General features: G+C 42.3%; 2 protein-coding genes. Both read right to left on the bottom strand.

Features of this window, described 5'->3' with window-relative positions:
- Window positions 1-2 precede the first annotated feature (2 nt).
- Complete coding sequence (locus F6K64_RS21905; protein ID WP_287266304.1) at window positions 3-5,873, bottom strand: type I polyketide synthase; 5,871 nt, start codon at window positions 5,871-5,873, stop codon at window positions 3-5.
- 84 nt (window positions 5,874-5,957) lie between these two features.
- A complete protein-coding gene (locus F6K64_RS21900) occupies window positions 5,958-12,656 on the bottom strand; it encodes a type I polyketide synthase (protein ID WP_008191793.1) in 6,699 nt (2,232 codons plus the stop codon).
- Window positions 12,657-12,687: the final 31 nt, after the last annotated feature.

The following is a 12,687-nucleotide window of genomic DNA, read 5'->3' as shown; positions in this document are numbered from 1 at the left end:
TGTCAGTTACCCTCCTTCAGTAAATTCTTGATTTCTTGTAACTCAGCAGCAATCGCATGATCAACTTTTCCTTGAGTTTCTATCTGGGCAGAATCTAGGTTTTGTGTATTTTGACTGTCATCAAGATCAACTTCTTCTTCCTCTTGCCCCTCTGGCAAAATTTCTTTGATTAAATGTTCCGCTAAGTTTTGGATATTAGAAGTCCCAAACAACTCAGCTGCACTAATCGAGCAACCCAAATTAGAACTCAAGAGATTTCTTAACTCAACTGTTAGCAAGGAATCCATGCCCATGTCAAAGAATCCCAACTCTGGATTGGGCAGTTTGGATTTATCAAATCCCAGCAATTTACCGACTTTAACTTGAAGATAACCGATCAGAATTTGGTTGCGTTCACTTTCAATTGCTAGTGCTAGTTGTTCTAAAAAGTTTTCATCCTTAGTTGTTTCTTTTTGTAGTTTTCTGGAAGCAAAAGCTTCTAAAAATGAAATTGTATGTCCTACTGGCAGCTGTCCTAAGAATTGAGACCAATTTATGGGGAATACTCCTACTTGGCTAACGGGCTGTGATAGCAACTCTCCTAATACCTGCAATCCCTTCTCTGGAGTTATAAGATTCATTCCGGTTGTACGCAACCGACTTTGATGTTGACTTCCTAGACGAGAAGCCATCCCTCCTTGAGCCCAAGCTCCCCAATTAATGCTTAATCCCGGTAAGCCCATGCTCCGACGATAGTCAGCCAAAGTATCCATAAAAGCATTTGCTGCGGCATAGTTTCCTTGACCAGGTGAACCTAGTAAGGATGCAATGGAGGAAAAACAAACAAAGAAGTCTAGTGGTAGCTTCTGAGTCAACTGATGCAAATACCAAGCTCCTTGTAGTTTCGGAGCCATAACTTTCCTGAAACGCTCCCAGCTCATCTGTTGTAAAACACCATCATCCAGGAATCCTGCTGCATGAATCACCCCTCGTAATGGTGCTTGAGATGCCTCAATCTGCTTCAGGATACTAGCAACGTCCTCTTCCTTAGAAACATCTCCTAGTATGACTGAGATTTTAGCTCCTGTTTGTTCTAATTGCTGGATAGTTTCCTGAGCTGTTTCTGAGGGAGTACGACGCCCGTTTAATACTATATGTCGTGCCCCCTGCTTAACCATCCATTGGGCTACTTCCAATCCCAATGCTCCCAAACCACCAGTCAATAAGTAACTGCCTTCTGTTCCGAATGCTATCTGTTGCTCTTGCTCTGAAATTGACTTTTGGGTTCGCCTTGCCAATCTAGCGGAATAACGCACTCCTCCACGAATTGCTATTTGGTCTTCATCATCAGGATTTAAGAGTTCCTTACCTAATGCTTCTAAGGCTTCTAAGCTGTTCCTGGTTTGGTCTAAATCAACTCGCCTACATTTCAGCTCTGGGTGTTCTAGTGCTATTACCCGACTCAACCCCCACACTGGTGCTTGCTGTACTGCTAGTTTCGGTTCATTCTCTTCTACATTTTGTGTTCCCTGAGTAACTAACCATAGAGGTACTATTGATGATTGCGAGTTTGACACCAATGCTTGCACTAAATATAGTACGCTGGCACAACCTAGTTCTTGAGCAGCTTCCAACTCTTCTGTTGAGGTATTAATATTCCATAGATGAACTACTCCTTCTAGGGTATCTTGGGTAGTAAACAACTCTTTTATTAGTTGTTGAAATTCTTGTGCATTCGTGGGATTTAGTTGATAGTGTTGGTCATCTAACTGCTTGTAACTAGAGCCTGGGGTTACGATGAGACAATTTTGATTCTGTTTTGCTAAGACCGTTTTCAATGCTTGCGTTTGCTGATCAGCAAATATGAGCCAATTTCCTGGTTTATTGGGTGATAGCAACTGTTGATGTTTTTTGGTTTCCCACTTCAGTTCGTAAACCCATTGTTTAACAGCTACTTCAGAGTAAGAAGACAGTTGAGCTAGCATTTCTCGGTTCAACTGATAACTTTGCTCTTGTGGTAAATTTTCTTGTTTTTTTGCTGTTAGTAATACATAGCTAGCCAATCCTTTGCTCAGTAATTTACCTAACTGATTATAGGATTGAAAAGCTGACTTAACATTATCGTCATGATTTTGTTCATATAATTCTCTGAGATTTTCTTCAAATTCAGCATCATACAAATAGTTGGATACTTCATGACTAATATCTATAGCACTAATTAATTGCAATTTATTTGGTGAGAGTTGCTCTACCCAATGTTGTTTGGTAATAAAGTAAGATGATGTTTCTTCGTGGTCAATATCAACATCACTATTAGCGATAAAATCTGCCATTACTAATAGACCTTCTTCCTGAAGATGCCTGCTTATATTGGAAAATAACAGCGATTTATCCTTAATATGATGAGCTACTTCAAATCCAAATGCCAGGTTGTAATTATCAGGAAACTCATCTTTTGAACTGTCTCGGTTAAAAATTTGTATCTGCTCTTGCAGTTGATAATCATTAACTTGGTTGGCAGCAAATTTAGCTTGTCCACTAGAAATTGTATAACCGTTTAGTTGTAGGTGTGGGTGATTTTTGGCTAAGGTTATTAAATCCGAGCCATATCCACAACCAAAATCTAACACTTTTTTGGTAGATGAGAAGTCTACTTGTGAAAAACATAGCCTTCTCAACTCTTGCTGTGCCTCTAATAAGGCTGTTTTATGGGTCGGGTTTTGATTAGAGTTAGTCAACATTTTTAGCCAGGAAAAACCGGGAATACTTTCTGGTAATATTCCAAAAGTTAAGAATTGCAGTGAATTATTTTCTTGTTGCTTTTCTTTACTCAATTTTTCTTGACTAATTTCTGCAAAAGAATTGTAATAGTCATAAACTACATTACCTTTAAATTCCAGATAATCTTGGTGACGGTTGACTAAGATTCCTAGCAACTTAGGCAACATTTTTTGTTCGTCTGCAGTTAATTCTGTAGAAAAGCTTAATTCCTGATTCAACCCTTCTATATCACTTTGATTAAGTAAGTCTACAATTAAACTTGAGCTACCATTAACAGCTTTTTGCCCTTGATTTTTGTCAGTATCTATCCAATAACTTTCTCTCTGGAATGGATAGGTGGGTATTGCTACCTTATGACAGGCGTAATCTTGGTCAAACCCTGACCAGTTTACCTTGATCCCTTTCATATATAACTGTCCCAAACTCTGCAACATCTGCTGCCATGCTTCTACTCCAGGGCGCAAGGATGGTAACCAAACACCAACCCCTTCTGGCAGACATTGACGTCCCATACCCAACAAAATTGGTTTGGGTCCGATTTCTAGAAATAACTCATACCCTTCCTGGTGCAGAGTTGTCATGCTCTCGGAAAAGCGCACTGGTTGCCGGACATGGTTCACCCAATATTCGGCAGAAGTAATTTCTGAGCCCACTTGTTGACCAGTAACATTAGATATTAGTGATATTTGAGGCTGACTATAGGTTACCTGTTTGGCTACTGCTTCAAACTCTGCCAGCATTGGTTCCATCAATCGTGAATGGAAGGCATGGGATACCTGTAGTTGTTTCGTTTTGATGCTAAGGGATTCTAGGTGAGTTGCGATCGCTCCTACTGCTTCTGCTTCCCCAGAAATGACTGTGCTTTCGGGTCCATTGATGGCTGCTATGGCTACTTTTTCTTCTAGGGACATAGCCTTAAATATCTCCAGCACTTTCGACTCTGAGGCGATAACCGAAACCATCTCACCACCTGCGGGCAATTGTTGCATCAATCTTCCACGAGCTGCAATTAGTTTGAGGCCCTCTTCTAAGCTGAATACTCCTGCTACTGTTGCTGCTACATATTCTCCTACACTATGACCCATGACCACATCTGGTTGGATTCCCCAAGATTGCCAGAGTTTAAATAAGGCGTATTCTAGGGCAAATAAGCAGGGTTGGGTATAGGCTGTTTGGTCTAGTAAGGATGAATTAGACTGTTCTTGGTTTGCTGGATAGAGAATTTCTAGTAAGGACTTTTCCCGGAACGTTTCTGTACCAAGGAGAATTTCATTACATTGCTCAAGTGCTTTGCGGAATACAGGTGCTTGTTGATACAACTGCCTACCCATATTGACATATTGGGAACCTTGTCCTGTGAATAACAAGGCGATTTTAGGTGCTGTACTGTTGTTTGGCAGTTCTATTGAGTAGATTCCGGTTACTTCTTCTCCCTGTTGGTGCTGTTGGAGTCTTTCAACTAATTCTTGTTGGTTCGAGGCGACAACTGCTAATCTGTTGTTGAAGTGACTTCTGCATGTGTTAGCCGTATAACAAATATCAGCGATTCTTAATTCTGGATAATTTTTGAGATAGTTTTGATAACTATTAACTAAATCATCAAGAGCTGCTTGAGTTTTGGCTGAAAGAGTTAATAGATAAACTGCACGTTCTAGAGTATCTTCTTTTACAGTCGAATTGCCATTCTCCTCTACTGTTGCCGATAAGCTGTTACCTTCTTTTGGTGCTTCTTCGATAACCACATGAGCATTAGTTCCACTAAAACCAAAAGAGCTTACTCCAGCGATGCGACTTTTACCATTGGTTTGCCAAGGGGTGAGTTGAGTCGAAACTTGCACTGGTAATTGAGACCAATTAATATAAGGATTGGGTTGCTTAAAATGTAGTGATGGTGCAATCTGTTGATGTTGCAGTTGCAGGACTACTTTCATCAAACCTGCTATTCCTGCTGCTACCTCTAAGTGACCTATGTTAGTTTTAGCGGTACCAACTATTAAAGGTTGCTCTTGGGAGTGGGTTTTTCCAAATACCGTTCCTATCGCTCCAACTTCAATAGGGTCTCCCAAGGAAGTTCCCGTACCATGAGCTTCGATATAACTAACACTTGCTGGGTCTACTCCTCCATTGGATAACGCTTTGCGAATAACCGCTACTTGAGATGGACCATTAGGCACTGTCAAGCCACCACTGGCTCCGTCTTGATTGATCGCAGTTCCACGAATTACTGCCAGAACATTATCCCCATTGGCTACCGCGTCAGAGAGTCGTTTTAAAACAATCACTCCGCATCCCTCTCCACGTACATAGCCATTTGCCGAGGCATCAAAGGTCTTGCATCGACCATCGGGAGATAACATTTTAGCCTGAGAGAAAATAATACTAGTCTCAGGAGATAGAAGTAGATTGACACCTCCAGCTAAAGCCAAATTGCATTCTTGTTGTCGCAGGCTCTGACAAGCTAGATGTAAGGATACCAAAGACGAAGAGCAAGCCGTTTCTACTGCCAGATTAGGTCCTGTCAGTCCCAATATGTATGATAAACGACCTGTAGCAGCGCTTGGCGCATTACCTGTACCCCAATAAGCCTGTGGTACTTCACTGGTTGCCAGCTGATTTAAATAATCACTACTACCAATGCCAATAAATACTCCTGTGAGACTATTAAACAATTGGTCAGGGACTATGTTCGCTCTTTCTATTGCTTCCCAACTTACTTCCAGCAATAAGCGTTGTTGGGGGTCTAGACTTTGAACTTCCCGGGGTGAAATGCAGAAAAATGGAGCATCGAAACCATCTATTTGTGAGAGAAAACCACCGTCACGAGTAGAAATTTTGCCCGTAGCATCCGGGTCTGGGTCGTAGTAGTTATTAATGTTCCATCGGTTTGAGGGAACTTCAGAGATAGCATCAACCCCATCATTGAGTAGTTGCCAGAAGGATTCTGGGGAGTCTACTCCACCAGGAAAACGACAACTCATGCCAATTATCGCTATGGGTTCCTTGCTTTGAGTTTCGTATTTTTCTAGTTTGGAGCGTGCATCTTTAAGGGCTATAAGCGCTCTTTGTAAGGCTGAGAGTGATTGTTCCTTTTCTTGTTCTTGTTTTAGGTTCATGGTGTTTTCAAAGGATAAGGTTGTATTAGATTTTATAGGTATGATGTTTAGCTTCTTTACTTAAACACCAATAGCCACCTCGGTTCAGATTAACTTTTCTAATGCTTCAATTTCTTGCAAAACTGATGCTTCTAGTTCAATTTCTGAAAGTTCAGTGATATCTGATAATTGGGATGAGCCGTCCGCCACAACATCTTCTTCATCTAGTGCTTTTTCTGTTTGGTCTAGATGAGAAGAGAAATCTATCGGCATGACATCATTGGCTAAATACTCTACCAATGCTTCTACTGTAGGATAATCAAATAACAGTGTTGAACTTAAACTTGTTCCTAAGCTTGACTCCAATCGATTTTTTAATTCTACTGCTGTCAAAGAATCTAATCCTAAGTCAAATAAAGGTTGACGCATGCCGATCTTTTGTGTATCTTTCCAGCCTAATGTTTTAGCGATCGCTAAGCGAAGGTGAGTTGTTAATAGCTCGTGACGGTCTGAAACCAGTGCTGCTTCTAGCTCTTCTCTAAATGCCGACTTTTGAGTTAATGATGGTGTTTGGGAAATGAAATCCGACAAAAATGGTATCTTTTGTCCACCAGGAAACTGCCTGATAAATTGTGACCAATTAACCGGGAATACCCCCACTTGGCTTTGAGATTCTGATAATAATGACCCCAATGCCTGCATGCCCCTTTCTGGCTCTATGGCACTTAAGCCCATGCTCTCCATCCGTTGCTGATTTTGAACTGCTAAACTAGCGGCCATGCCTGCTGATGCCCAAGCTCCCCAGTTGATACTCAATCCTGGCAGTCCCATACTGCGACGATAGTGAGCTAGGGCATCCATAAACCCATTCCCTGCAGCATAATTGCTTTGACCTGGTGAACCCAACATAGAAGCTATAGACGAAAAACATACAAAGAAGTCTAAGGGGAAATCTTTGGTTAGTTGATGCAAATACCAAGTTCCTTGGACCTTTGGTGCCATTACCTTGGTAAACTGTGACCAACTCATATTTTGTACTAATGCGTCATCTAACACCCCGGCAGAATGAATTACTCCTTTGAGGGGGGGTAATGATGCCTGAATTTGCTGGAAAATTTTCGCCAGATCTTCTCGTTGAGAAACATCCCCCAGTAATACACTCACAGAGGCTCCAGCTGTTTCCAACTCCTCAATAATTTTTTGTGCGGTTTCCTTCGGAGCACGACGTCCAGTTAAAACGATATTTCTTGCTCCTTGAGTTACCATCCATTGGGCTACTTCCAATCCTAAGGCTCCTAATCCTCCAGTGATCAAATAACTTGCGTCTGCTGTGATAGATTTGGGCTCACTTTGGGCTTCTGGCATGGAAACCACTACCTTGCCTACATGTTTAGCTTGCTGCATGTACCGGAAGGCTGCTGTAATTTCTGTACTAGGAAATACTTTATGAGGTAAGGCTTTGAGTTTTCCTTGGTTCCACTGCTGGGTTAATTCTTCTGATAGTTGCCCAATTAAACCCGGTTGCTGTTGGACTGCTTCTTGTAAATCAAAGGGGAAATAACTCACATCTGGTCGTTTTTCCTTGACTTGCTCTTTTTCCCAAATTCCGATTTTGCCGATTTCCACAAATCTGCCTTTTGGGGTTAATACTGCCAAGCTCTGGGGAATATACTCTCCGTTGAGGCTATTGAGCACGACATCTACCCCTTCTCCTGCCGTGCGTTTCATGATTTCCTCGGCAAAATCTAGGGTGCGGGAGTTCATAATGTGTTTAATGCCCAAAGATTGGAGAAATTCCCATTTGCTTGGACTAGCTGTGGCAAAGATTTCTGCTCCTGCAACTTGGGCTATTTGGACTGCCGCTTGCCCTACTCCACCAGCTGCTGCATGAATTAATACTCGCTCTCCTGGTTGAATTTTGGCTAAGTGCTGCAACCCGTATTGGGCAGTTAGGAATGTCAAGGGTAGAGTCGCCGCTTCGCTGAAACTCATTTGTTTGGGCTTGGCTACTACATACTCTACTGAGGTGGTAATGAAACTGCTCAAGCCATCGTGCAAGAGTAATCCTATTACTTCGTCTCCTACTTGCCACTGTGAAACTTGTTCTCCTACTGCGGAGATTTTCCCAGCACATTCAAAGCCGAATGTTAGTTGCTCTGCGCTAGTAATGTTAAAGTGTTCGGCATAGTAGTCTTTGAGTAATCCGAGGGCATTGAGCACGTCTCGGAAGTTTAGCCCCACCGCTGCTACCTCAATTTCTACTTCATTTGCCAAGGGCGTTTTCCGCTGCATTGGCTGCCAGTTGAGGTTGTCTATGACTCCGTATTCTGACAGTTTTAATTGCACTGGTTGGTCCGCTGAGGTGATTGGTTTTTGCTGTGGTTTTTGTACTAGTCTGGCTACATAGCGACTTCCTTGACGTATCGCTATTTGGTCTTCTACATCTTCTGATAAGAGTTCAGCTACTAGGGAGTCTAATATTTGAGTCTGCTCTAAGTTTGGGTCACAATCAAGGCGTTTACACCCTAATTCTGGGTGTTCTTGGGCAATGACTCGTCCTAGTCCCCATAAGCTTCCATACTCAGGGTTGATTACTTCTGAGTCTGAGATTACCCTTTGAGTTCCTCGGGTGACTAACCACAGTTTTGGGATGGTTTCAGGTTTGCTGTTGATAATTGCTTGCACTAAATGCAGCACTGTGGCACAACTTTGTTCTTGAACTGTTTGTATTTCTAGATTGTCTTTGCTTTCGCTCTCCTGCACTCCCCACAGATAGACAATCCGAGTAATCCCTGAATTTTCTGCTAGCAGCTGTTGAAATTGTTCTCTACTGGTGGGATTGATTTGATAGTGTTGCTGAGTTAGTTTCTTATAGGTATCTCCTGGTGAGACTCTGATAGACTCGTGACTTTTGCGTTGTAGTGCTTCTACCAGTTGAGTATCCTGTGCGAAAACTAACCATTTGTCAGTTGCTGATGATGGGGTAGTTGATGGTAGGGGTTGGGTTTGCCAGTTGATCTGATAAAACCAATGGCTAATATCTGGTTGCAGGCTTTTCAATAGGGCATCGGCTGTAGTTGCCGTTACTCTTAATCCCTCAATTTCTGCCAGTAGACTTCCCTGATTATCTACTAATTTAATACTTCCTTTTAAAGTGTTTTCTGGTATTTCTACTATCGCCCATACTTGAGTTATTGTCTGACGATACTGTTTTAATTTGTCTATTCCTACTGGCAGATAAGCTTTGTCGTCTGTTTCTGTGTTGCCTATAGCATGACCTAGGATTTGTAGAGCAGCATCTAAGAGGGCTGGATGTAACTGATAGTCTGTTGCCTGTCCTGCTATTTCCTCTGGTAAGGCTATTTTCCCTAGGGCTTTCCCTTGACCTTTCCACAATTGTTTGATTCCTTGGAAGCTGTTGCCGTAGTCTATCCCTCTTGACTTAAATTGTTGATAATGTTGTTGGATGTCTATTACTTGACTACATTCTCTCTGGTATTGCTCTAGGTCAATTTTGGCTTTGGTGTTGGTAGTTGAGTCTAGGAATATTTTACCTTCGGCATGCAATGTCCACTGGTTTGCCTGTTGATTGTCACCTTCTGATGTACTAAATATCTCAAGCTTATAGCTATTGTTTTCTAAGGTGCTGATTACTGTTTGTACTGTCTTTATGTCTGTTTCTGGTATCACTAACCCTCGCACTATGGTTACATCAGAAACTACGACTTGCTCTCCAGTCGTTAACAAATTTTTCCCAACTGCAGCGGCTATTTCTAAATAGCCTGTGGCTGGAAAGAGCACCTTGTTAAATACTTGGTGCTGACTCAGGTAGGCTGGGGATTCTGCTGTTAGGTATGATTGGAAATGATGTTGATTTTCTATTCTTGCTAGGTTGAGTTTTTCTCCTAGTAACGGATGCAGGTTTTTGGCGGTTGACCCATAGGGTTTTGGTTGGTAGCCATTTTGAGTTTCTACCCAATACCTTTCTCTTTGGAAGGGATAAGTGGGCAATATTACTTTCTCACGGTTATAGTTTTGGTCAAATTTAAACCAATCTACTTTAGCTCCCTGCACATACAACTGTCCTAAACTCGAGAGCATCTGCTGCCATTCATCCACTCCCGGACGTAATGAGGGCAGCCACACACCCATCTCTTCCGGTAGACATTGACGCCCCATACCTAACAAAATTGGTTTAGGTCCGATTTCCAGGAATAATTCATATCCTTCTTGGTGCAGAGTTTTCATGCTCTGGACAAATTGCACTGGTTGGCGCACATGATTTACCCAATACTTGCCTGTCACTATGTTATTGTCCGCTTTTGTACCTGTGACATTCGATATTAGTGGTATCCTTGGTTGATTGTAGGTGAGTTGATTGGCTATATCTTCAAACTCTGCCAACATCGGTTCCATCAATGGTGAATGGAAAGCATGGGATACCTGTAATTGTTTCGTTTTGATGCCAACGGATTCGAGGTGAGTGGCGATCGCCTCTACTGCTTCTGCTTCCCCAGAAATTACTATGCTTTGGGGTCCATTGATGGCTGCTATGGCTACTTTTTCTGACCGGGACATCGCCTTCAAAGTTTCTAGCACTTTCGACTTTGATGCCATCACTGAAACCATTGCTCCACCTGCAGGTAGTTTCTGCATCAAGGAGCCCCTAGCAGCAATTAGTTTCAAACCAGCTTCTAAGCTGAATACTCCTGCTACGGTTGCTGCTACATATTCTCCGACACTGTGACCCATAACGACATCTGGTTTGATGCCCCAGGATTGCCAGAGTTTGAAGAGGGCATATTCTATGGCAAATAGAGCTGGTTGGGTATAAGCTGTTTGGTCTAGTAGGGATGAATCTGATAAGTCGTCTGCTGGATAGAGAATCTCTTGTAATAACTTATTTGGGAACGTTTCTAGGCTACTGAGAATTTCCTCGCATTGGTTAATCGCTTCACGGAAAGTTGGTGCTTGTTGATACAACTGCCTTCCCATGTTGACGTATTGGGAGCCTTGTCCTGTGAATAACAAGGCGATTTCAGGAACTGTACTGTTGTTTGGCAGGTCTCCTGAGTAGATTCCGACTACCTCTTCTCCCTCTTGCTGTTGTCGAAGTTTGTCAACTAATTCTTGTTGGTTGGAAGCGACAACTGCTAGTTTGTGGTTAAAGTGAGTACGTCCTGTGTTCGCTGTATAGCAGATGTCGGCTACCCCTAATTCAGGGTGAGCTTTGAGATAATTTTCATAACTACTGACCAACTCATCAAGAGCTGTTTGAGTTTTAGCTGAAAGAGTTAATAGATGGAGTGAACGTTCTAAATACTCTTCTCTTTTGAGTTTTGCTCCTTTGCTGTCCTTGAGGACTTGCTTTTGACCACCCGTGGCCCTTGAGGACTTGCTTTTGACCGGTATTGGCGCTTCTTCTAAAATTACATGAGCATTCGTTCCACTCATGCCAAATCCACTGATTCCAGCCAAACGAGGTTTCTCTCCTTTGAGCCACGGGAAAGCTTTTGTCGGAACCTTAACTGGTATTTGCTCCCAATTAATCCGAGGATTAGGCTGATTGAAGTGAAGATTTGCCGGAATCTCTTGATGCTGAAGAGCTAGAACAACTTTAATCAAAGCAGCTATTCCCGCTGCTGCTTCCAAATGTCCAATATTACTTTTGACTGCACCTAAGAACAGAAGTTGTTCCTTAGTTCTTTGTTGACAATAGACTTCGTCGAGCGCTCTTACCTCCAGAGGATCTCCCAAAGACGTACCCGTACCATGACACTCAACATAGCTAATCTGTAAGGGATTAACCTTGGCATTGTTCAAGGCTTGATGAATTACCTTTTTCTGAGCCTGCTGATTCGGAACTGTAAACCCGCTACTAGGCCCATCATGATTAATTGCTGAACCTTTTACCAGTGCTAAAATACGGTCACTATCTGCTAGAGCATCTCGAAGACGCTTGAGTACAACTATTCCACAACCCTCTCCCCGGGCAAAACCATCAGCACTGGCATCAAAGGTTTTACACCGACTATCAGGTGATAAAGCTTTACCTTTGCAAAGTACATGAGTAGTATTAGGAGCAAGCATCAAGTTTACCCCTCCCACTAGAGATAGATTCGACTCCCTAGAACGTAAACTTTGGCAAGCCAAATGTAAGGCAACCAAAGATGAAGAACAAGATGTGTCTAGGAATAAAGTAGGTCCTTGTAACCCCAAAATGTAGGCAATTCGACCTGCTGACATACCCATATTAGAGCCTATGCCTAAATAAAAATCAGGTAATTTGTCAGGTCGATTTGTACCAATAACTGCATAATCATTGGTCATCTGACCAACGTATACTCCTGTATCAGTATTTTTCAAACTTTTGGGGGAGATACCTGCATTTTCTAAAGCTTCCCAAGTAACTTCTAAAAGCAGGCGTTGTGAGGCGTCCATATTGGCTGCTTCTGTACCAGAAATCCCAAAAAATTCTGGCTCGAATTGGTCTACTGGTTGTTGGAGAAAATAACCCTGACGAACATAGATTTTGTTAGGTACATCAGGGTCTGAATCATAGTATAAATCAACATCCCATCGGTCTTTAGGAATCTCTGTCCTGAGATCCCTTGCCTCTTGGAGCAATTTCCAGTAAGTTTCTGGACTATCAACTCCACCAGGAAAACGACAGCCAATGCCAATAACGGCTATTGGTTCTGTAGCTGCTGTTTCAATTTCATGCAGTTTGGCAGTTGCTTGTTGAATTTTTAGCAGCAGAAGTTGCTGATTGGATAGTTGGGTTGTTTGGGAGCTAAGTTCCATCTTTATTGCTTCTGTACTCTCTTATTTTAAG

The organism is Moorena sp. SIO3A2 (assembly GCF_010672265.1).
In the GTDB taxonomy this organism is placed as follows: Bacteria; Cyanobacteriota; Cyanobacteriia; order Cyanobacteriales; family Coleofasciculaceae; genus Moorena; species Moorena producens.
The sequence above is the reverse complement of the archived record's forward strand: the minus strand, read 5'-3'. Positions and strand labels throughout refer to the sequence as shown.

Excerpts from the sequence above, each read along its gene's own strand:
- F6K64_RS21905 (WP_287266304.1), bottom strand. The coding sequence starts at position 5,873 with ATGAACCTAAAACAAGAACAAGAAAAGGAACAATCACTCTCAGCCTTA.
- F6K64_RS21900 (WP_008191793.1), bottom strand. The coding sequence starts at position 12,656 with ATGGAACTTAGCTCCCAAACAACCCAACTATCCAATCAGCAACTTCTG.